General features: G+C 75.6%; 20 protein-coding genes. 10 read left to right on the forward strand and 10 right to left on the reverse strand.

The window, feature by feature from the left end:
• Nucleotides 1–1282 precede the first annotated feature (1282 nt).
• From ECOMGDLI_RS17545 to ECOMGDLI_RS17560, 4 genes are all read right to left on the reverse strand, one after another.
• Nucleotides 1283–2770 carry an SDR family NAD(P)-dependent oxidoreductase gene (locus tag ECOMGDLI_RS17545; RefSeq protein WP_088318167.1) on the reverse strand — a complete coding sequence of 496 codons (1488 nt, stop codon included), beginning with the start codon at nt 2768–2770 and terminating at the stop codon, nt 1283–1285.
• A gap of 170 nt (nt 2771–2940) precedes the next feature.
• Nucleotides 2941–3339 (reverse strand): PPOX class F420-dependent oxidoreductase, encoded by a 399-nt coding sequence (locus ECOMGDLI_RS17550; RefSeq protein ID WP_088318153.1) that lies wholly within the window; start codon nt 3337–3339, stop codon nt 2941–2943.
• 16 nt (nt 3340–3355) lie between these two features.
• Nucleotides 3356–3862 carry a pirin family protein gene (locus ECOMGDLI_RS17555; protein WP_088318154.1) on the reverse strand — a complete coding sequence of 169 codons (507 nt, stop codon included), beginning with the start codon at nt 3860–3862 and terminating at the stop codon, nt 3356–3358.
• Nucleotides 3757–4218 (reverse strand): pirin family protein, encoded by a 462-nt coding sequence (locus tag ECOMGDLI_RS17560; RefSeq protein WP_088318155.1) that lies wholly within the window; start codon nt 4216–4218, stop codon nt 3757–3759. The genes ECOMGDLI_RS17555 and ECOMGDLI_RS17560 overlap by 106 nt, the downstream gene beginning before the upstream one ends.
• Nucleotides 4219–4303: 85 nt before the next feature.
• Here ECOMGDLI_RS17560 and ECOMGDLI_RS17565 point away from each other — a divergent pair, with 85 nt between their 5' ends.
• From ECOMGDLI_RS17565 to ECOMGDLI_RS17585, 5 genes are all read left to right on the forward strand, one after another.
• The gene (locus ECOMGDLI_RS17565) at nt 4304–4885 is read left to right on the forward strand and encodes a TetR/AcrR family transcriptional regulator (RefSeq protein WP_088318156.1); all 582 of its coding nucleotides are present in this window, start codon (nt 4304–4306) and stop codon (nt 4883–4885) included.
• A 79-nt stretch (nt 4886–4964) separates the two neighbouring features.
• On the forward strand, nt 4965–5735 hold the full coding sequence (locus tag ECOMGDLI_RS17570; protein WP_088318157.1) for an RraA family protein: 771 nt from the start codon (nt 4965–4967) through the stop codon (nt 5733–5735).
• On the forward strand, nt 5732–6931 hold the full coding sequence (locus tag ECOMGDLI_RS17575; protein WP_198954956.1) for a PLP-dependent aminotransferase family protein: 1200 nt from the start codon (nt 5732–5734) through the stop codon (nt 6929–6931). Before ECOMGDLI_RS17570 ends, ECOMGDLI_RS17575 begins: the two co-directional genes overlap by 4 nt.
• A 55-nt stretch (nt 6932–6986) precedes the next feature.
• Entirely contained in the window at nt 6987–8030 is a 1044-nt protein-coding gene (locus tag ECOMGDLI_RS17580) for an isopenicillin N synthase family oxygenase (protein ID WP_088318158.1), read from the forward strand.
• A 10-nt stretch (nt 8031–8040) separates the two neighbouring features.
• A complete protein-coding gene (locus ECOMGDLI_RS17585; protein WP_143447765.1) occupies nt 8041–8835 on the forward strand; it encodes an ankyrin repeat domain-containing protein in 795 nt (264 codons plus the stop codon).
• A 19-nt stretch (nt 8836–8854) separates the two neighbouring features.
• Here the strand turns inward: ECOMGDLI_RS17585 and ECOMGDLI_RS17590 are convergent, their stop codons facing one another.
• A complete protein-coding gene (locus ECOMGDLI_RS17590) occupies nt 8855–9289 on the reverse strand; it encodes a hypothetical protein (RefSeq protein WP_088285888.1) in 435 nt (144 codons plus the stop codon).
• Nucleotides 9286–9513 (reverse strand): ribbon-helix-helix domain-containing protein, encoded by a 228-nt coding sequence (locus tag ECOMGDLI_RS17595; protein ID WP_088285890.1) that lies wholly within the window; start codon nt 9511–9513, stop codon nt 9286–9288. The genes ECOMGDLI_RS17590 and ECOMGDLI_RS17595 overlap by 4 nt, the downstream gene beginning before the upstream one ends.
• 149 nt (nt 9514–9662) lie before the next feature.
• Here ECOMGDLI_RS17595 and ECOMGDLI_RS17600 point away from each other — a divergent pair, with 149 nt between their 5' ends.
• Together ECOMGDLI_RS17600 and ECOMGDLI_RS17605 are read left to right on the forward strand one after the other, a co-directional pair.
• Nucleotides 9663–10436, forward strand: a complete 774-nt coding sequence (locus ECOMGDLI_RS17600) for a cyclase family protein (RefSeq protein WP_088318159.1) — start codon at nt 9663–9665, stop codon at nt 10434–10436.
• 12 nt (nt 10437–10448) lie between these two features.
• Nucleotides 10449–12116, forward strand: coding sequence for a thiamine pyrophosphate-binding protein (locus ECOMGDLI_RS17605; RefSeq protein WP_088318160.1), 1668 nt, complete (start codon nt 10449–10451; stop codon nt 12114–12116).
• Nucleotides 12117–12141: 25 nt separating this feature from the next.
• Here ECOMGDLI_RS17605 and ECOMGDLI_RS17610 read toward each other — a convergent pair whose 3' ends face one another.
• The 4 genes from ECOMGDLI_RS17610 to ECOMGDLI_RS17625 form a co-directional block, all read right to left on the reverse strand.
• A complete protein-coding gene (locus tag ECOMGDLI_RS17610) occupies nt 12142–13539 on the reverse strand; it encodes a M15 family metallopeptidase (RefSeq protein ID WP_088318161.1) in 1398 nt (465 codons plus the stop codon).
• Nucleotides 13540–13956: 417 nt separating this feature from the next.
• The gene (locus ECOMGDLI_RS17615; protein ID WP_088318162.1) at nt 13957–15009 is read right to left on the reverse strand and encodes a hemolysin family protein; all 1053 of its coding nucleotides are present in this window, start codon (nt 15007–15009) and stop codon (nt 13957–13959) included.
• A complete protein-coding gene (locus ECOMGDLI_RS17620) occupies nt 15006–16352 on the reverse strand; it encodes a hemolysin family protein (protein ID WP_088318163.1) in 1347 nt (448 codons plus the stop codon). The genes ECOMGDLI_RS17615 and ECOMGDLI_RS17620 overlap by 4 nt, the downstream gene beginning before the upstream one ends.
• A gap of 120 nt (nt 16353–16472) precedes the next feature.
• A complete protein-coding gene (locus ECOMGDLI_RS17625; protein ID WP_233153508.1) occupies nt 16473–17936 on the reverse strand; it encodes a GuaB1 family IMP dehydrogenase-related protein in 1464 nt (487 codons plus the stop codon).
• Between the two features lie 275 nt (nt 17937–18211).
• On the opposite strand from ECOMGDLI_RS17625, the gene ECOMGDLI_RS17630 reads away from it, so the two are divergent.
• The 3 genes from ECOMGDLI_RS17630 to ECOMGDLI_RS17640 all read left to right on the forward strand — a co-directional run.
• Nucleotides 18212–19243 (forward strand): ATP-binding cassette domain-containing protein, encoded by a 1032-nt coding sequence (locus ECOMGDLI_RS17630; RefSeq protein ID WP_088318165.1) that lies wholly within the window; start codon nt 18212–18214, stop codon nt 19241–19243.
• A complete protein-coding gene (locus ECOMGDLI_RS17635; RefSeq protein ID WP_158221047.1) occupies nt 19240–20034 on the forward strand; it encodes an ABC transporter permease subunit in 795 nt (264 codons plus the stop codon). Before ECOMGDLI_RS17630 ends, ECOMGDLI_RS17635 begins: the two co-directional genes overlap by 4 nt.
• Nucleotides 20035–20262: 228 nt before the next feature.
• A partial coding sequence (locus ECOMGDLI_RS17640) for a hypothetical protein (protein WP_233153509.1) occupies nt 20263–20567 on the forward strand: 305 nt, incomplete at its 3' end.

Raw genomic sequence — 20567 nt, forward strand, 5'->3', positions numbered from 1 at the left:
CCAGCAACAGGTCGCCGGCCCGCCCGGGGCGGCCGCCGGCTGCCGCGAGGGCCCCGGCGACGCGGGCCAGCCGGGCGGCGCGGTCGGGGTCCGCGCCGGGCGGCGGGTCGGTGTCGACCGCGAGACCGAGCAGGGCACCGGCCTCCGCCGCACCGGCGGCGACCTCGGCGACCGGCGCACCCGCCTCCTGCGCCTCCTCGAACCAGCCGAGGGCCGCCTGCGGGTCGGTGAACCGGAGCTCCTCGGCGGCCGCGCAGTAGGCCGCCGCCGCTGCCGCGCCCCGGGCCCGCGCCGAGCGCAGGTGCTCCGCCGCCCGCACCGCCGCCCCGCCGGACCCGGCGAGCGCGTGGGCGACGTCCTCGTCGAGCCGCCGGCGCTCCGCGGGGGCCAGCCCGGCGAGCAGGGCCGCGGCCACGGCGGGGAGGAGCCGGTCGGAGCCGGGGCAGAGCAGACCCATGAGCCGCAGGGTGCCGAGCGCGTCCGTCGCGGTGGCGCGGTCGAGGCCGGAGGCCGCGGCGTGGATCTCGTCGCCCGCGTCGGGGGCCAGGGCGAGCACCCGGGCCAGCCGGGTGTGCCCCGGCGGGATCGCGGCGAGGCGGCGCTGCAGCCGGGCCGCGAGCGCGGGCGCGGGCGGCCCCGCACCGTCGACGGCGCCGGCGCCGTCGANTCGGGCAGGGCGCCGCCGGTCGCCTCCAGGGCGGAGGCGACGGCGACGGCGACCGCGGGCAGCCCGCCGGACGCCGTCCGCACCTGCTCGGCGAGCCGCGGCGGGCAGACCGCGCCGGTCACCGCCGTCACGATCCGCCCGACCCCGGCCGCGTCGAGGGGTGCGAGCACCTCGACCCGGCCCTGGCCGGCGGCCGCCTCGTCGAGGTCCGCGAGCGCGGCCGACCCGACGACCGGGCGGCGGGCGACGACGGTCGGCACGCCGTCGCGCGCCGACGCCGCGAGGAGCGCCAGGGCGGTGTCGTCGAGCCGGTGCGGGTCGTCGACGAGGACGAGCGCCCCGTCGGCAGCCGCTCCCCGCAGGAGCTCGCGCAGCAGGTCCGCCGGGACCGGCGCACCGACGCGCAGCACCGGGCCGTCCGCGACCGCCGCGAGCTCGTCCAGGCGGTGCGTGCGACCTGCGCCGTCGACCCCGACGACGACCGTGGTGCGTTCCGGTGCTTCCGGACCCCGATCCGGCACAGACGGATCCTAGGGATCACACCGCCGCGGCGCCGGGGAACAGGCCGGACAGTTCACCCGAACCGCACCGGGCGGCCGGGCCGCGCCCGGCGACTCACCAGTTGGACGGCTTGTAGTCCTTGAGGAAGCACCCGTAGAGGTCCTCGCCCGCCTCGCCGGCGACGACCGGGTGGTAGACCCGGGCCGCGCCGTCGACGAGGTCGAGCGGCGCGTGGAAGCCCTCCTCGGCGAGGCGCTGCTTCGTCGGGTGCGGGCGCTCGTCGGTGATCCAGCCCGTGTCCACGGCCGTCATGAGGATGCCGTCGGTCTCGAGCATCTCCTTGGCGCTCGTCCGCGTGAGCATGTTGAGCGCGGCCTTCGCCATGTTCGTGTGCGGGTGGCCGGGCGACTTGTAGCCGCGGGTGAACTGGCCCTCCATGGCCGACACGTTGACGACGTAGGCCCGCCCGCTCGGCGCCTTCGCGGCCGCCTCCCGCAGCGCCGGCCGCAGCATGCTCACGAGGATGAACGGCGCGGTGCTGTTGCACAGCTGCACCTCGAGCATCTCCAGCGGGCTGACCTCCTCGACGGTCTGCACCCAGCTGTTCGTGTGCGCGAGGTCGGGCAGCAGGCCGCCGGCGTCGATCGCCGTCCGGTCCGCGACCCGGTCCATCGACGCCGAGCCGGCCGTGAGCGCGAGCGCGGTCAGGGCGTGCGGGGACGGCGCCCAGTGCGCGACGACCGGCTCCCCGTCACCGACCGCACCGCCGTTCGCACCGCCGTCCGCAGCGTCGGCGGCGCCGTCCGGGCCGCCCTGGACCGGCACGGCGGACGAGCCGCCGAGCGACCCCGACACGGCGTCCCCGGCGCGCGAGAACGTGACGACCTCGGGGTGCGGCCCGGCGGGCAGCGGCGCCGACTCGGCCGCGACGAGCGGGGCGTACGCCTGCGGGGAGCGCCGCACGGTCTGCGCGGCGTTGTTCACGAGGACGTCGAGCGGGCCGGCCGCGGCGACCGACCCGGCGAGCGCGATGACCTGGGCCGGGTCCCGCAGGTCGATCCCGACGATCTTGAGCCGGTGCAGCCAGTCGGCGCTGTCCGGCATCGAGGTGTAGCGGCGCACGGCGTCGTTCGGGAACCGGGTCGTGATCGTCAGGTGGGCGCCGTCCCGCAGCAGCCGCAGCGCGATGTGCATGCCGATCTTCGCCCGGCCGCCGGTGAGCAGCGCGCGCCGGCCGGTGAGGTCGGTGCGGGCGTTGCGGTTGCGGTGGCTCATCGCGGCGCACGGCGGGCAGAGCTGGTGGTAGAACGCGTCGACGACGGTGAACCGGTCCTTGCAGATGTAGCAGGACCGCGCCCGGAGCAGGGTGCCGGCGATCGCGCCCTCGGCGTTCGAGGTGAGCGGCAGGCCCTGCGTCTCGTCGTCGATCCGGCCCGGCGCCCCGGTCGCCGTGGCGGCCGTGACGGCGTCGTCGTTCGAGCGGACCTGCTGCTGCTTCTCCTTGCGGCGCCGCTGCTTGACCTGCTTGAAGACCTCGGCCGTGGCCATCCGGACGGCGATCGCGTCGGGGTGGTCCAGCGGCAGCCCGTCGAGCTGGCGCATGACCCGCAGGACGACGTCGAGGTCCTCCGCGGCGATCCCCTCCCCGGTGCGGCGGTCGGGCTCGGGCAGGTCGTGCGACACGGGTTCGGGCCTCTCGGGGACGGGGGCGGCGGGGTCGGGCAGGACATTGTCTCAAAGTCCTGGGCTCCCCCGGCGACACCGCCCGCCTCTCACGCGTCGCGGGCGTTCGGCCGGAACGGGTCGGTGTCCAGACCCCAGCCGATGATGCGCCTGGGGACGATGCGGATGAGGTCGGGATCGAAGCCGGCCCCGACCGACGATCCACCTGCGGCGAGGACCTGCGCGCTGCCGCGCACCTCGACGCCGCGCGGCTGCCAGGGCGGCAGCACGTCGTCGACGACGATCGCGACGGCGCTGCCGCGGGCCACGTCCCGGCACTTCTTCGACGCGGCCAGGCCGTGACCTCCGACGTCGATGGTGTCGGTCTCCGGGTTGTGGCGGAACGAGACGGGGACGACGTGCGGCGTGCCGTCCGCTCCGACGGTCGCGATGCGACCGAGTCGCTGGCCGGCCAGGTAGTCGAGCTCACGGGGGGTGAAGCTGCTCACGGTTCGGACCTCCGGATCAGAACGACGGGGCGAGACGGCCCATCTCGCCCCGACGGAAGCGCTGCTCCGCGTCGGCGAGCTCGGCCCGGGTGTTCATGCAGAACGGACCACCGAACAGCACCGGTTCCGCGATCGGCGCACCGACCAGGACGACGACGGTCGCGCCCTCGGCTCCCGCGACGGCACCGACCAGCCCGGCGGGACCGTCGAGCGAGGCGACCGCATGCTGCGGCAGCGTGGTGCCGGCGACGGTGAGGCCACCCGAGACGACCAGCAGCACCGCGCGCCGGTCCGGCGGGACCGGGATCTCGGCCGCCGCACCGGCCCCGAGGTCGACGTCGAGCAGCGTGACCGGGGTCAGCAGCCCTTCGAGCGGTGACGCGACACCGAGCGCCGAGCCGGTCACGACCCGCACCGTCACACCGTCCGACGGCACGACGACCGGGACGTCGGCGGCCGCGAGATGAAGAGCGCCCGGCGCGGCGTGCTTGTGCGCGGCGGCCAGGTTGACGAACAGCTGCATCCCGTGGCACTCCGTACCGGGCTCGTCGGGATCTCCTCGTGCATCATCCCGCGCGCCGCCTGGGTCCAGTGCAGGTCTCCCGGGCCGATCAGGCTGACGTCACCCAGGCTGTCGCGGTTGCGGAACGAGCCGGCGGAGTCCCGGAACATGTACGTCACCGCCGAGAACCCGGCGTGCGGGTGCGGCGCGAACGTCGGCCTGCTCATCCGGAAGTCCGTGATCGACAGGAACGGGTCGAGGGTCACGGGACCACCGTGCTGGACGGTGTCCTCGACGAACCCGGGCGACACCTGGTGCGGGTGCAGCACCGTCATCGACCCCACACTGCGACGTGCCGTCTCCGCCGTCTCCGCCATGCCCTCGTCCCTTCTCACGATCCCCGATCTGTGCAACAGAACTGTAGCGCAGATGTGCGACAGATGTGGTGCGTAGAATGGCCCCGTGGACGAGGCCGGCCAGGACGTGCTCGACCCGCGTCAGCTGCGGACCCGCACCAAGGTGTTCGCCGCGGCGCGCGCCGTGCTGCGGCGCGACGGGCTGGGCGGTACCACGATCGACGCGATCGCCGGCGAGGCGGGCGTCGCCCGGAGCACGCTGTACCGCAACTGGCCGAGCCGGGACGACCTGCTCGCCGAAGCCCTCGACGACCTCCTCGAACCGCCCACCGATGCCGGTGCCTCGCTCCCGGTCGCAGCGCAGCTGACGCGCATGCTGACGGGTCTCGCCGAGGCCCTGCGCTCCAGCGAGTGGGGGCGCACGCTGCCTGCGGTGGTCGCTGCGATCGACTCGGCGCCGGTCGTGGCGGACCGGTACGCGCGTCTGACCGACGAGCGTCGTTCCGACGTCGTGGCCGTCGTACGCTCCGCCGTCGACCGTGGCGAGCTGCCGCCCGGCCTGGAACCGGCGGCCTTCGTCGACGCCCTGGTCGGCCCGCTCTTCTACCGCCATCTCGTCCGTCGGGTGGCGACCCCGAGGCCATGGATCGACCACCACGTCCGGCGCACGCTCGACGCCTACCGGTGAGGCGCTCCCGCCGGCCCGCACCGCGGCCCGGTGCGGACGGGGCGCCACAATGAGGGCCCGTCCGTGCGAGGAGGCCGCGATGAGCAAGTCCCACCCCGACCAGTGGAGCGTCCACGAGCTGGTCGACCGGCCCGACGCCGACCTCGTCGCCGCCCTGGGCCGGTTCCCGACGACCCAGATCGCGGACTGCGGCGGCCCCGTCGGCGTGGTCGGCCCCGGCATCGGCTGGACCGCGGGCGGCACCGAGCTGTGCGGCGTCGCGGTGACGCTGTGGACGAAGCCGGGCGACATCCTCTTCGTCCTCAAGAGCCCGGACGTCGTGCACCCCGGTGACGTGCTCGTCGTCGACGCGGGCGGCCGGCTCGACGCGGCCGTCGTCGGGGACATCGTCAGCGGCGCGCTCGCGGCCCGCGGCGGTGTCGGGCTCGTCGTCGACGGCGCCGTCCGCGACGTCGACGGCATCGACGAGGTCGGGCTCGCGACGTTCGCGCGCGGCACCCACCCCGCGACCGGCTCGAACACCGGGCCGGGGGCCCTCAACGTCACCGTCCAGTGCGGCGGGGTCGTCGTCGAGCCCGGGGACGTCGTCCGCGGCGACCGCAGCGGCCTCGTCGTCGTCCCCCGCCGGCACCTCGCCCAGGTCGTGCGGCTCACCGCCCTCGTCGCCGAGCGTGAGGAGGCCTGGCGCGCCAAGCACGCGGGCGGCCGCAGCCTCACGCAGATCCTCGGCCTCGACGCGACGATCGCGGCCGGCCGGGCGACGATCCGGGTCGGCGAGGACGGCGCCGCCGTGAGCGTCGAGGAGGAGATCGCGAGCGACGAGGCCGACGACTTCGAGGGGCACGCGTGAGCTTGCCCGTCGCCGCCCGGATGTCCCGGGTGCGGCCGAACGCCATCCGCGAGCTGCTGCGCCTGGGCGACGACCCGGCCATCGTCTCGTTCGGCGGCGGCTACCCGGACCCGACGCTGTTCCCCGTCGACGAGCTCGCCGCCGTCTACGCCGACCTGCTCACCCCGGCGCACGCGAACACGTTGCAGTACACGGCGTCCGTGGGGATGCCGCGGCTGCGCGAGCAGGTCGCCGAGCGGCTCACCAAGGACGGCATGACCTGCGACGCGGACGACCTGCTCGTCGTCCAGGGCGGGCAGCAGGGGCTCGACCTCGTCGCGAAGATGCTCCTCGACCCGGGCGACCTCGTGCTCACCGAGAACCCGACGTTCCTCGGGGCCCTCATCGCCTTCAACCCGTACGAGCCGCGCTACCTCACCGTCCCGATGGACGACGAGGGCCTCGACACCGACGCCCTCGAGGCACTGCTCGCCGCCTCACCCGCCAACGTGCCGAAGTTCCTCTACACGGTCCCGGAGTTCCAGAACCCCACGGGCGTCTCGCTCTCGCTGCGCCGCCGCGAGCACCTCGTCGAGCTCGCCGGCCGGTTCGGCTTCGTCGTCCTCGAGGACACCCCGTACCGCGAGCTGCGCTACGAGGGCGAGCGGCTGCCGACCCTGCGCAGCCTCGCCCCGGACGGCCGGGTGATCCACCTCGGGAGCTTCTCGAAGATCCTCGCGCCGTCGATGCGCCTGGGCTGGGTGCTCGCCGACCGCGACGTCCTCGGCGCCCTGACGCTGCTCAAGACCGCGACCGACACCCAGTGCAGCACGCTGAACATGGCCGCGACGTCCGCCTACCTCGACCGCTACGACATCGACGCCCACATCGGCCGGATCTGCGCCTCCTACCGGCACAAGCGCGACGTCGCGCTCGCCGGCGTCGCGCGGTGGTTCCCGTCGTCCGTGCGGTTCACCCGCGCCCAGGGCGGCCTCTTCACATGGGCGACGTTCCCCGAGGGGTTCGACACCGCGGCGTTCATGAGCGGGCGGATGATCCCCGAGGCGAAGGTCGCCTGGGTGCCGGGCGGCACGTTCTTCCCGGTGCACGAGGAGTCGAACCACGCGCGGATGAGCTTCTCGGCGCTGCCCGACGACCGGCTCGAGGACGGCCTCGAACGGCTCGGTGCGCTGCTGCGGGAGGAGCTCGGGGACTGACGGCCGCGGGTCCGGGCATCGACAGCGGGCAGGGCAGGCTGCCTATCCTGCGTCCGTGACCGCGCTGCCCGTCCTCGACCTCACGGCGTTCCGCACCGACCCGGCGTCGCCGGCCGCGGCGGAGCTCGTCGACGCGCTGCGGGAGATCTGCCACGAGGTGAGCTTCTTCTACCTCGCCGGGCACGGGATCTCCCCCGCTCTCGAAGAGGCCGTCGTCGCGCAGTCGCTCGCGTTCTTCGACCTGCCCGAGGCCGACCGGCTGAGCGTCGAGAACGTCCGCTCCCCCGCGTTCCGCGGCTACACCCGCACCGGCGGCGAGTACACCGCCGGCCGCCCGGACCGCCGCGACCAGCTCGACATCGGCCCGGAGGACCCCGAACCCGAGCTCGCCGAGGGGGACCCGGCCTGGCTGCGGATGCGCGGGCCGAACCTGTGGCCGGCCGCGCTCCCCGGGCTGCGGGCCGCCGTCGAGCCCTGGGTCGCGCAGATGCAGACGACGGGCACGACCCTCATGCGCGCCCTGGCGCTGGCCCTCGGCCAGCCGGCGGAGTTCTTCGCCCCGATCGTCGACCCGCGGCCCGACTTCCGGCTGAAGATCATCCGTTACCCGGCGACGGAGCAGGCGCCCGGCGGCACGGACGACGGCGCGGACGACGGCGCGCACCGGCAGGGCGTCGGCGCCCACCGGGACACCGGCTTCATGTCGATGATCCTCCAGGACGACGTCGGCGGCCTCGAGGTCGAGCGCGACGGCACCTGGGTCGACGTCCCGCGCGTGCCCGGCACGTACGTCGTCAACCTCGGCGAGATGGTCCAGCTCCTCACCCACGGGTACTTCCGCGCCGCGGTGCACCGGGTGCTCAGCCCGCCCCCCGGCGTCGACCGGCTCTCCGTCGCCTACTTCCACAACCCGGCGCTGCACGCGACGCTCACGCCCGTGGACCTCCCGCCGCACCTCGCCGCGCTCGCCCCGGGCGGCGCGAGCACCGACCCGTCGAACCCGATCCTCGCGAGCTTCGGGCTCAACACCCTCAAGGTGCGGCTGCGCTCGCACCCCGACGTCGCGGCCCGCTGGCACGCGGACCTGCTCGGGCGCTGAGGTGGCGGCGATGACCCGGCGGACGGGACGGCGCGGCCCGGGCACCGGGGTGGTCGTCGCGGTGGCGGTCGCGGTCGGTGCGGGCGCCCTGGTGGCCTCCGGCGCGCTCGGGCCGGACGACGAACGTCGCGGCGGCGGCGCCTCCCCCGCGGCACGGCCCACCTCCTCCGCCGCCTCGGCCGGGGCCCCGACCACGGCACCCGCCGCGACGTCCCGGGCCGACCTCGACCTCATCGCCGCCGCGACGGCCGGCGACACCGCCGCGGTGCGGGCCGCGCTCGCGGCCGGGGCCGACGTCCGGGCCGTGGACCCGACCGGTGCCACGGCCCTCGTCCGGGCCGCGTACGGCAACCACGTCGACGCCGCCCGCGCGCTCGTCGACGCGGGCGCCGACGTCAACCACGAGGACTCCACGCAGCAGAGCGCCTACCTCATCGCGACGTCCGAGATCGGGGACGACGTCCGGCTGCTCGACCTCACGCTCGCCCACGGCGGCGACGTCCGGGCCCTGGACTCGTTCGACGGCACCGGCCTCATCCGGGCCGCGCACCGCGGCTACCCGCAGGTCGTCGACCGGCTGCTCGCCGCGGGCGTCGCCGTCGACCACGTGAACAACCTCGGCTGGACTGCCCTGCTCGAGGCGGTGATCCTCGGCGACGGCGGTCCGCAGCACCAGGCCGTGGTCCGGAGCATCCTCGCCGCGGGCGCCGACCGCGGCATCCGCGACCGCGGCGGGCTGACGGCGCTCGACCACGCACGGGAGAAGGGCCAGACCGAGGTCGTGCGGCTGCTCGAGGCCGGCTGACCGCCGGCGGGCGTTCCGGTCAGGGCGCCGGCAGCGTCTCCACGGGGATCGTCGCGTCGAGCGCCCGGATCCGCCGGACGTCACCGGTGAGCACCGGCCAGCCGCGGTCCCGGGCGACGAGGACGGCGTGCGCGGCCGAGGCGTCCCAGACCGGGCGGGCCTGGTGCTTGCCCTGCTTCGGACGCGGGGACGACGCCCGAGCGATGAGCGCCGAGCGCTCGGCCCCGGAGCCGTCGAGCGGGTGGACGAGCGTCACGGGCAGGTCGAGGAGCAGCTCGAGGAACGGCCAGTCCTTCTCCCGGCACGCCATCCAGGCCTCCTGGAGCGCGACGGCGGGCAGCACGAGCGTGATGCCGACCTGCTGGGCCGCACGGACGAACGCACCCCCGTACACCGTGCGGCCGATGACGATGTCGCCGATCGCCGCCGCGTCGAGGACCCGGCCGCCGATCACGTCGCGGGCGTGGCGGGTCGCTTGCCGGTGAGCAGCTCCATGGCCCAGTCCATCGCCTCCGGGTCGGGCGGGCCGAACAGCTCGTCGATCCGGCCGACGGCCGCGTCCCGGGCGAGCCGCTCCCGGACCGCCTCGGTGACGTACGCCGAGGCGTTGCCCCCGGCGGCCCGGTCGAGCTCGTCGGACAGGTCGTCCGGCAGGCTGAAGGTTCGCTTACGGGTCACACCGCGACTCTAGTGCGGTCATACCCCGATCACCAGCGGCCGTTCCGGTCGCACCCGGTGATCCGCGCGTCTACTGCTCGTCGGTGCGCGCCGGTATCGTCCGGCACGTCCACCGCCCGCGTGGCGGGCCTGCTCCCCGGGAGACCCCCATGTCGGTGCTGTCGTCGTTCGTCGAGGCCCTCGCGTCCGGGGCGGTGGAGGTCGTCGACCTCACCGCGCCGCTCCACGAGGACACCCCGATCCTCATGCTCCCCGAGCCGTTCGGGAACACGTGGCGGTTCGAGCGCGAGGAGATCAGCCGCTACGACGACCGCGGCCCCGGCTGGTACTGGAACAACTTCCGGACCGGCGAGCACACCGGCACGCACTTCGACGCACCGGTGCACTGGGTCACCGGCCAGGGCCTCGACGACGTGAGCCAGGTGCCGCCGGCCCGGCTCGTCGGCCCGGCGGCCGTCCTCGACGTCACCGCACGCGTCGCCGAGAACCCCGACTTCCTCCTCGAGGTCGAGGACGTCCGGGCCTGGGAGGCCGAGCACGGCCCGCTGCCCGTCGGCGGCTGGCTGCTCCTGCGCACCGGCTGGGACGCCCGCGCGCACGACCAGGCGGAGATCCTCAACGCCGACGAGAACGGGCCGCACACGCCCGGCGTGAGCGTCGAGTGCGCGCGCTGGCTCGCCGCCGAGGCGCCGATCCTCGGGGTCGGGGTCGAGACCGTCGGCACCGACGCCGGCGGCGCGTTCGCGTTCGACCCGGCCTTCCCGTGCCACTCGATGCTCCTCGGCGCCGGCAAGTACGGCCTCACCCAGCTGCAGAACCTCGCGCGGCTGCCCGCCACCGGTGCGGTCGTCGTCGCGTCCCCGCTGCCGATCCGCGGCGGCTCGGGGAGCCCGGCACGCGTGCTCGCGTTCGTCGAGCGCTGACGGAGGCCGGCGGTGCACGTCGCGGAGGCGGTCGGGACGGCGTTGGGCAGGCTCGGCGTCCGCCAGGTGTTCGGCGTCGTCGGCAGCGGCAACTTCCACGTGACGAACGCGCTCGTCGCGGGCGGCGCCGGGTTCGTCGCCGCGCGGCACGAGGGCGGTGCCGCGACGATGGCCGACGCCTGGGCCCGCACGACCGGCGAGGTCGGGGCGCTCAGCGTGCACCAGGGCTGCGGCCTGACGAACGCGATGACCGGGATCGCCGAGGCGGCGAAGTCCCGCACCCCCCTGCTCGTGCTCGCGGCGGAGGCGACGCAGCGCGCGTCGAACTTCTTCGTCGACCAGCCCGCGCTCGCCGCGGCGGTCGGGGCGGCGACGGCCCGGGTGACGTCGGCGGCGACGTGCGTCGAGGAGGCCCGCGCCGCGTACCTGCTCGCGCGCGACGAGCGCCGCACGGTCCTGCTCAACCTGCCGCTCGACGTCCAGGGCCTCGACGTGCCGGACGACGTCGCCGCCGGGCTCGCGACGCTCGCCGCTCCCCCGCCGCCGGAGCCGCCGGACGCCTCGGCCGCGGACGTCGAGGCGCTCGCGGCGCTGCTCGCCGGGGCCCGTAGGCCGGTGCTCGTCGCCGGGCGGGGCGCGCGCGGCGCCCGCGCCGAGGTCCTCGCCCTCGCGGACGCGGCGAACGCGCTCCTGGCCACCTCGGCGGCCGCCCGCGGGCTGTTCGCGGGCGAGCCCTGGGCGCTCGACGTGTGCGGCGGCTTCGCGACGCCGCTCGCCGCGGGCCTCGTCGAGGCCGCCGACGTCGTCGTCGCGCTCGGCTGCACCCTGACGATGTGGACGACCCGGCACGGCCGGCTCCTCCGGCCCGGCAGCCGGGTCGCCCAGGTCGACGTCGACCCGGCGGCGCTCGGCCGCAACCGGCCCGTCGACCTCGGCGTCGTCGGCGACGTCGCCCGCACCGCCCGGGCCGTGACGGCGGCGCTCGGCCGCCGCGGCGGCCCGCAGGCCCTGCCCTCGCACGGCGGGCGGGACACCGTCCTCGCCGCGCGGATCGCGGCGCACGGCTCGTGGCGGTCGGTGCCGTACGAGGACTGGTCGGACGCCGCCGCGGGGACGATCGACCCGCGGACCCTGTCCGCGCTGCTCGACGACGTGCTCCCCGCCGCCCGCACGGTCGCGGTCGACTCCGGCAACTTCATGGGCTACCCGAGCATGTACCTGGCGGTGCCCGACGAGCACGGCTTCGTCTTCACGCAGGCGTTCCAGTCGATCGGGCTCGGGCTCGCGAGCGCCGTCGGCGCGGCGGTCGCCCGGCCGGACCGGTTGACGGTCGCGGCCCTCGGGGACGGCGGCGCCCTGATGTCCGCCGCCGACCTGGACACCGTCCGCCGGCTCGGCCTGCCGTTCGTCGTCGTGGTCTACGACGACGCGGCGTACGGCGCGGAGGTGCACCACTTCACGGCCGGGGAGCCGCTGGGCACGGTGACGTTCCCCGAGACGGAGATCGCCGCGATCGGGGCGGGCTACGGCTTCGACACCGTCACGGTGCGGCGCCCGGAGGACGTCGAGGGGGTCCGGCGCTGGGTGGACGGCGACCGGTCGCGCCCGCTGCTCGTGCACGCGCGGGTGGCGTCACCGGAGGGCTCGTGGTGGCTCCAGGAGGCGTTCCGCGGGCACTGACCCACGCGCCCGGAAGGTGGCCGGCTCAGTCGGAGCCGGGGCCGACCTTCTCGCCCGGCATGTACTCCCAGTGCCAGGGCTCGAACGGGCCGGAGCCGCCGGGCAGCGCCCAGTCCGGGTTCTCCCAGCCGTAGGCGGGGGCGTTGGCGCGCATCCAGCGGTAGGTCGCGCTGCCGTAGTCCTCGATGCGGCCGCAGAGGTCGGTGGCGACGCCCCAGCCGTGGTTGCTCGTGCCGGGCGCGGCCGCGAGGCCGGGCTTGATGGCCTTGAGGTGCCGCTGCTCGCTGAGCGTCCGGTAGGAGTCGGTGATGCAGATGTCCTTGCCGAACCGCTTCTTGTAGGCGATGTTCAGCTTCGCCAGGGCGACGGCGGCGTCCGCGCGGAGCATGTGCTTGGGCTCCCAGAGCGTGCACAGCTCCTTCGTCGCGATCTGCCCGTTGCTCCACGTCTCGCCGCGCGGGATCTTGCCGTCGCAGCCCGGCAGCACCGAGCGCTCGCTGTCCCGCGAGGCCCGGGTGACGATGATCGTGCGGGGCGCCGCGAGCGTGCTCGGCACGGTCGAGCCGTCGTTCGCGCCGGGGACGAGCTTGGCCTCCTCGACCGCGTTCGCCTCCGGGGCGGCCACGTGCGGGAAGGCGACCGACGGGGCCTCGGCGGCCACCGCGGGCATCGGCTCGGCGGCGGTCTTCACGGCGGGGACGGACAGCGCGCCAGTGAGCGGCGCGGCGATCGTCGCCAGGCCCAGGGCGCTGGCCACGCCGACCTGCGGCAGGCTCAGCCCGGTGCGGCCCTTTCGGGGCGCCTTCGTCGTCTGCGTGGTGCCGCTCTTCACCGCGTCGCGCGGGCTCACGGCCTGCGGAGCCGGGCGGCGCGTGCGGCCGGCCTTGTCGGCCTTCTCCGCCTGGCGGCGCGAGGACCGGTTCGTCAGCGGGCCCTCGGCGGCGCGGAGCTGGGCCCGCGTCATGGGCTGCTGCGGGCCGCCCTTGACGACCGAGGCCGGCGCGGCGGCCGACACCGGCGACGCGAACGCCCCGCCGAACAGGTCGTAGCCGTCGGACGGGGCGGGGGTGGCGGTGCGGTGCCGGGTGTCGTGCTGCTGGGTGTCGTACTGCTCGGTCTCGTGCTGCCCGGCGTCGTGGTGGGGGGCGCCGTGGTAGCCCGGGCCGCCGAGGTCCAGGCCGCCGGTCTCGAAGCTCTCGAAGCCACTGAACGGGGCCGGGTCGTACACGTCGTACGCGTCGGCCGCGGGCCGGTCCTCGAGCAGCCCGGCGGGGGCGAGGGTCGCGTACTGCGGGGCTGCCTCGACGCGGGGGTCGTACCCGGGCTCCACCGGCGCCGTGGCGCGCGCCTGGCGGCGCTGGGAGATGTCGGGACGGTCGGTCCGGCGGCGGGGGGTCGGGGTCTCCGCGCGGTGCGACGGCACGGGCCCAGATCCTCCTTCGAACACTCGGACTCACGAGGTTTCGACTCCCGCCAGGTGGGGTACCCGGCGTCGAAGTCACGGAACTATAAATCGGACACGGGGTCCGAGCGCAAGTCACCGGCGGCGTGTTGAACGCCCCAATCGACTCCCGAGCGTGACGAACTCGCCCTTAGGGAAGGCTTGATGTCACCGAGGGTTACGCCAAACCCACGCTGACGGTAGGGTTCCGACCCCTTCCCGGGCCCGCAGGGTGACCGCCGGGCCCAAGGGCCCGGCGCGCCCGGGGTTCTCCCGACACACCCGCCGACACGCCGTCCGGATCGGGTCCGGGGCCCGTAGGCCGTCGTCCGGGCCCGTTCCGGTGCGGCATGTCGGCGGCCTGTCGGCGGCACGTCGGTTGCACGTCAGCGCGGCTCGTCAGCGCGGCACGCGGCGCTGGGTGGCGTCCCGGACCTCACCGACGAGCTCCTCGAGGACGTCCTCGAGGAACACGACGCCGAGCGTCTCCCCCGTCGTCCCGACGACCCGGGCGAGGTGCGAGCCGGAGCGCTGCATGACCGCGAGGACGTCCTCGACGTCGTCCCGCGGCGAGACCGACGCCAGCGTCCGCACCCGCTTGTCCGGTACCGGCTCGGTGTAGCGCTCGTCGTCCGCGTAGAGCAGGTCCTTGACGTGCAGGTAGCCGACGACGTCCCCGGTGCCCGCCGCGGGCACCACCGGGAACCTGCTGAACCCGTGCTTCGCGACGAGCCGCTCGACGTCCTCGGGGGTCGCCGGCCGGGAGACGGTCACGAGCCGGTCCCAGGCCACCATGACGTCACCGGCCCGCCGGTCGCCGAGCTCGATCGCCCCGGCGAGCAGGCCCTGGCCGTCGTCGAGCAGACCCTCCCGGGTCGACTCGGTGACGATCGAGCGCACCTCCTCGGCGGTGAACGTCGACGACACCTCGTCCTTGGGGGTGACCCGCAGGAGCCGCAGCACCCCGTTCGCGACGGCGTTGAGCACGGCGATGAGCGGCCGCACGACGCGCGCGACGACGACGAGGGGCGGGGCGAGCACGAGGGCGGCCCGCTCGGGGCCGGCGAGCGCGAGGTTCTTCGGCACCATCTCGCCGACGACGACGTGCAGGTACACGACGAGCGTCAGCGCGATCGCGAAGGCGACCGGGTGCACGAACGCCTCGGGCAGGCCGGCGGCGGCGAACGGGCCCTCGAGCAGGTGGGCGACGGCGGGCTCCGCGACGGCGCCGAGGCCGAGCGAGCAGACCGTGATGCCGAGCTGGCAGGCGGCGAGCATGAGCGAGACGTGCTCCATCGCCCACAGCGCGGTCCGGGCGGCCCGGCTGCCCTGGGCGACGAGGGGCTCGACGCGGCTGTGCCGGGCCGACATGACGGCGAACTCGGCGCCGACGAAGAAGGCGTTGCCGAGCAGCAGGAGGACGGCGACGCCGAGGGCGGACAGGTCGCTCATGCCGGGTCCTGCCCGTCCCGGTCGGCCGGGGTGCCGTTCGCGTCGTCCGCGTCGAGCACCGCCAGCCGGACCCGCTCGATCCGCCGGCCGTCCATCCGCTCGACCCGCACGAGCGCGCCGTCCACCCGGACCTCGTCACCCGTGCGCGGCAGCCGGCCGAGGCGGGCCATGACGAGCCCGCCGACCGTCTCGTACGCCGGGCCGTCGGGCAGCTCGACGCCGGTGCGCTCCCGGACCTCGTCGGGCCGCATGAGCCCGGGGACGACCCACGAGCCGTCGCGCCGCCGGACGGCCCCCGGCCGGGTCCGGTCGTGCTCGTCGGACACCTCGCCGACGAGCTCCTCGACGACGTCCTCGAGCGTCACGACGCCCGCGGTGCCGCCGTACTCGTCGACGACGACCGCGAGCTGCAGGCCGTGCCCGCGCAGCTCGACGAGGAGCGGGTCGAGCCGGATCGTCTCCGGCACCCGCAGCGCCTCGACGGCCAGGCCGCCGGCGTACGCGTCGCCCCGGCGGTCCCGCGGGACGGCGAGCGCGGCCTTGAGGTGGACGACGCCCAGGACGTCGTCCGCGTCGTCCCCGATGACGGGGAACCGGCTGTGCCCGCACTCGCGTGCGAGCCGGACGACGTCCTCCGCGGTGTCCGAGCGGTGCAGCGTCGAGACCCGCACCCGCGGGGTCATGACGTCGGCCGCCGTCCGGGTGCCGAAGTCGAGCGACCGGGTCAGGAGGGTGGCGGTCTGCTCGTCGAGCGTGCCGGCGCGCGCGGAGCGGCGCACGAGCGAGGCGAGCTCGGCGGGCGACCTGGCGCTCGACAGCTCCTCCTGCGGCTCGACGCCGACCGAGCGCAGGATCCGGTTCGCCGTCCCGTTGAGCACCGCGACGAGCGGGGAGACCGCGCGGGTGAAGGCCCGGTGCGGTCCGGCGACGACCCGGGCGGTCGCGAGCGGCTCGGCGATCGCGAAGTTCTTCGGCACGAGCTCGCCGACGACCATGGAGAAGGCGGTCGCGGCGACGAGCGCGATCGCGACGGACACCCCGGGGACGCTGTCGGCCGGCAGCCCCGCCGACGTGAGCGGGCCGAGCAGCAGGGTCGCGAGCGACGGCTCGGCGAGGTAGCCGACGACGAGGGTCGTCACCGTGATGCCGACCTGGGCGCCGGAGAGCTGCGTCGACAGGCTGCGGACGGCGGCGAGGACGCCCTCGGCGCGCTCGTCACCGGCCGCGACGGCCCGTTCGACGGTCGGCCGGTCGAGCGCCACGAGGGAGAACTCGGCGGCGACGAAGAGGGCGGTGCCGAGGGTGAGCAGGACGGCGACGCCGAGGAGGATCCACTCGGTCACGCGACGGTCCGGTCCTGGCGGCGGGCGTGCGGGCGGGGCGTAGGTCGTGAAGGCATCGTGCGTCCATCGTACGGACGCCGGGCCCGCCCGCAGCCCCACCACCGCGCCGTGGCGCCGGTCTCACCACCCCGACGGCAGGGGGCGCCCCTCCTCGTAGCCGGCGTGCGACTGGATCCCGACGACCGCGCGCTCGGCGAACTCCGGCAGGGAGGTCGCCCCGACGTACGTGCACGCGCTGCGCACGCCCGAGGTGATGTGGTCGAGGAGGTCCTCGACGCCGGGCCGCACCGGGTCCAGGTGCATCCGCGAGGTCGAGATGCCCTCCTCGAAGAGGGCCTTGCGGGCGCGCTCGAACGGCGTGTCGGCCTTCGTCCGGGCCGCGACGGCACGTGACGAGGCCATCCCGAAGGACTCCTTGTACGCCCGGCCCTGCTCGTCGACGAGCAGGTCGCCCGGGCTCTCGAAGGTGCCGGCGAACCACGAGCCGACCATGACCTGGCTCGCCCCGGCGGCGAGCGCGAGGGCGACGTCGCGCGGGTGCCGGACGCCGCCGTCCGCCCAGACGTGCGCGCCGAGGGCACGGGCCGCCGCGGCGCACTCGAGGACGGCGGAGAACTGCGGGCGGCCGACGGCGGTCATCATCCGGGTCGTGCACATGGCGCCCGGGCCCACGCCGACCTTGACGATGTCGGCGCCCGCCTCGACGAGGTCCCGGACACCGGCGGCGGTGACGACGTTGCCCGCGACGACGGGGACGGCCGGGGCGAGCCGGCGCACCGCGCGCACCGCCTCGACCGCCTTCTCCTGGTGGCCGTGCGCGGTGTCGACGACGAGGACGTCGACCCCGGCCGCGAGGACCGCGGCCGCCTTCGCGGCGACGTCCCCGTTGATCCCGATCGCCCCGCCGATCCGCAGCCGGCCGACCGGGTCGAGCGCCGGGGCGTAGATCGTCGAGCGGAGCATGCCGGTGCGGGTCACGGCCCCCGCGAGGACGCCGTCCCGCACGACGGGCGCGAACTTGCGCCGCGCGCCGTGCAGGACGTCGAAGGTCCGGGCCAGGCCGTCCGGGCCCTCGACGAGGGTCGCGTCGATCGTCAGCACCTCGGTCGACATCACCTCGCCGACGAGGGTGAACCGGTCGACGCCGCGGCAGTCGGCCTCCGTGACGACGCCGAGCGGACGGCGCTCCTCGTCGACGACGACGACGGCACCGTGGGCGCGCTTGGGGATGAGGTGGAGCGCGTCGATGACGGTCTCCCCCGGCCGCAGCGTCACCGGGGTCTCGAGCACCGTGTGGCGGCGCTTGACCCACGCGACGACGTCCGCGACGACGTCGAGCGGCACGTCCTGCGGCAGGACGGCGAGGCCGCCGCGGCGGGCGACCGTCTCGGCCATCCGGCGGCCGGTCACCGCGGTCATGTTCGCGACGACCACCGGGGTCGTCGTCCCCGTGCCGTCGACCGACGACAGGTCCACGTCGAGCCGGGACGTCACGTGCGAGCGCGACGGGACGAGGAAGACGTCCGAGTAGGTGAGGTCGGTGAGCGGGGCGCTGCCGCCCCGCGCGTCGTTGAGGAACTGCACGGGCTCTCCTGGTCCTGGCCGGGACACCGGGCCCGAGGTCATGGGACCGCGGGCCGCGTCACGGCGAGGATGTCACGAGTGGCCGACACGTCTGCGGTCGCGCCGGTGGAGGGCCGCCCCTTCGATGGGACCACCCCCTCCGCACGGCGGAGGACCGACGGGCACCGGCTCCGTCCGGCGACGGATCCGTCCCGACCGGCGGACTGCCTAGCGTGGGGCGCACCGGCCGCGGCCCTCCGGGCACCGGCGGCCATCAGGAGAGGCGAGGAGTACCGATGACCAGCGGGCCGTCCGTCACGGTCGAGCACCTCACGAAGCGGTTCGGGAGCGTCACCGCCGTCGAGGACCTGTCCTTCACCGTCGGGCCCGGCCGGGTGACCGGCTTCCTCGGCCCGAACGGCGCGGGCAAGACGACGACGTTGCGGATGCTCCTCGGGCTGGTCCGCCCGACGTCGGGCACGGCGCTCGTCGGCGGCGTGCCGTACGCCGACCTGCCCGAGCCGACGAGCACGGTCGGCGCCTCGCTCGAGGCGACCGGCTTCCACGCCGGTCGGACGGCGCGCGACCACCTGCGGGTGCTCGCGGCCGCCGGCGGCGTCCCCGACGCGCGGGTCGACGAGGTCCTCGGGCTGGTCGGCCTCACCGACGCGGCCGACCGCCGGGTCGGCGGGTTCTCCCTCGGGATGCGCCAGCGGCTCGCGCTCGCCGCGGCCCTGCTCGGCGACCCGCCCGTGCTCCTGCTCGACGAGCCGGCGAACGGGCTCGACCCGGAGGGCATCGCCTGGCTGCGCGGCTTCCTGCGCTACCTCGCCCGCCAGGGCCGCACCGTGCTCGTGTCGAGCCACGTGCTCTCCGAGGTCCAGCAGACCGTCGACGACGTCGTCATCATCGCCCGCGGCCGGCTCGTCCGGCAGGCCTCGCTCGAGGAGCTCGAGGGCGCCCCGGCCGTCGTCGTCCGGGCGCCGCAGCCGCAGCGCCTCGCGGAGGTCCTCGCGCAGGCCGGCCTCACGGTCGAACCACCGGGACCGGACGGCGCGCTGCGCGTCGGCGGGCCGACCCCCGCCGGCGCGACCCCGGCCCAGGTCGGGCACGCCGCCTTCGAGGCCGGCGTCGAGCTGCACGAGCTGCGGGCCGCCGAGAGCGACCTGGAGTCGATCTTCCTCGGCCTCGTCGGGAACGGCGCGACCGCCGACGGCGGTCCGACCGGCTACGGGCACGCAGGATCCGGCACCGGCCAGGCGGGCCAGGCCGGCCAGGCCGGCCGGGCCGTCCAGGCTGCCTGGACCGGTCAGGAGGTGGCCCGGTGAACCGCCTCGTCCGCGCCGAGCTGCGCAAGCTCTCGACGACGCGTCTGTGGTGGGGGCTGCTCATCGGCGTCGCGGTGACGGCGGCCGCGTTCGCGGTCCTCACGGCCGCGATCGCCGGCCTCAGCGGCGCTGACGGCACCCCGACCCCGGGCGTCGAGGACCCGGCCGTCGTCCGGTCCGTCTACACGGCCGGTCTCGGCACGGCGTACCTGTTCGCCCTCGTCATCGGCGTCGTCTCCATGGCCGGGGAGTACCGGCACCAGACGATCACCGCGACCCTGCTCGGGTCGCCGCGGCGCGTCCGGGTCGTCCTCGCCAAGCTCGTCGCGCTCAGCGCGATCGGTCTCGTCTACGGCGTCGTCACCGTCCTTGCCGGGGTGGTCGCCGGCGCGTCGACGATCGCCCTGCGCGGCGGTGATCTTCGTCTCACGACGGACGGCGTCCCGCGCTCGATGGGGCTCGCCGTCGTCGCCGTGGCGCTCTGGGCGGTGCTCGGGCTGGGCGTCGGGACGCTCATCCGCAACCAGGTCCTCGCCCTGCTGCTCTCGGTCGGCGTCGCCTGGATCGTCGAGCCGCTGCTCGCGCTCGGGCTCAACGCCCTCGACGCGGGGACGGTCGCGAAGTTCCTGCCGAGCCAGGCCACGACGGCGATCGTCACGCCCCCGACCAGCGCAGGCGGCTTCGACGCGGCGTACCTGCCCTGGTGGGGCGGCGTGCTCGTGCTCCTCGGGTACGCGCTGGTGTCGGCGGGCGTCGGCGCGGCGCTCACGCTGCGTCGGGACGTCACCTGACAGACTCACCGACCGTGGATCCGCTGACACCGGCGTCGGGGAGCCCCTCGCGGGCTGCCCCCCTGTGCCGTTCGGCGCGGCCCGGCGGACCGTTCGACCGCTCGTCGCGTGCGGTCCGTCGTCCGCCGCCGAGGTCATCACCTCGTGAACTCGTTCAGCAGGTCCTTGGGTACTGTTGACGGAAGCCGCTGACGTCTTGCCGAGCACTGGAAGTAGGCGATCCACGCCGTGACCCAGCACGCCTCGCCGGAGCACGCCTCGTCCTTCGGGCCCAACGAGTGGCTCGTCGACGAGCTGTACCAGCAGTACCTGGCCGACAAGAACTCTGTCGACCCTGCGTGGTGGGAGTTCTTCGCCGACTACCAGCCCTCGGACCTGCCCCACGGCAAGCCGGGAACCATCGAAGGAGGGTCGGGCGTGCCCACGTCCGGTAACGGGACGACAGCGACGATGACGACCGGGGCGCCCGCGGCGCAGCAGGCGGCCCCGACGTCCCCGGCCCCGGCGGCAGCGCCTGCAGGCGCTGCAGCCGG

Origin of the sequence: Kineosporia sp. R_H_3 (genome assembly GCF_002198675.1) — a bacterium.
Taxonomy (GTDB): domain Bacteria; phylum Actinomycetota; class Actinomycetes; order Actinomycetales; family Kineosporiaceae; genus R-H-3.

Bases quoted from the DNA above. Each gene is read 5' to 3' on its own strand.
- ECOMGDLI_RS17545 (WP_088318167.1), bottom strand. From the start codon at position 2,770: ATGCGCCAGCTCGACGGGCTGCCGCTGGACCACCCCGACGCGATCGCC.
- ECOMGDLI_RS17555 (WP_088318154.1), bottom strand. From the start codon at position 3,862: ATGCAGCTGTTCGTCAACCTGGCCGCCGCGCACAAGCACGCCGCGCCG.
- ECOMGDLI_RS17560 (WP_088318155.1), bottom strand. From the start codon at position 4,218: ATGGCGGAGACGGCGGAGACGGCACGTCGCAGTGTGGGGTCGATGACG.
- ECOMGDLI_RS17570 (WP_088318157.1), top strand. From the start codon at position 4,965: ATGAGCAAGTCCCACCCCGACCAGTGGAGCGTCCACGAGCTGGTCGAC.
- ECOMGDLI_RS17585 (WP_143447765.1), top strand. From the start codon at position 8,041: ATGACCCGGCGGACGGGACGGCGCGGCCCGGGCACCGGGGTGGTCGTC.
- ECOMGDLI_RS17600 (WP_088318159.1), top strand. From the start codon at position 9,663: ATGTCGGTGCTGTCGTCGTTCGTCGAGGCCCTCGCGTCCGGGGCGGTG.
- ECOMGDLI_RS17615 (WP_088318162.1), bottom strand. From the start codon at position 15,009: ATGAGCGACCTGTCCGCCCTCGGCGTCGCCGTCCTCCTGCTGCTCGGC.
- ECOMGDLI_RS17630 (WP_088318165.1), top strand. From the start codon at position 18,212: ATGACCAGCGGGCCGTCCGTCACGGTCGAGCACCTCACGAAGCGGTTC.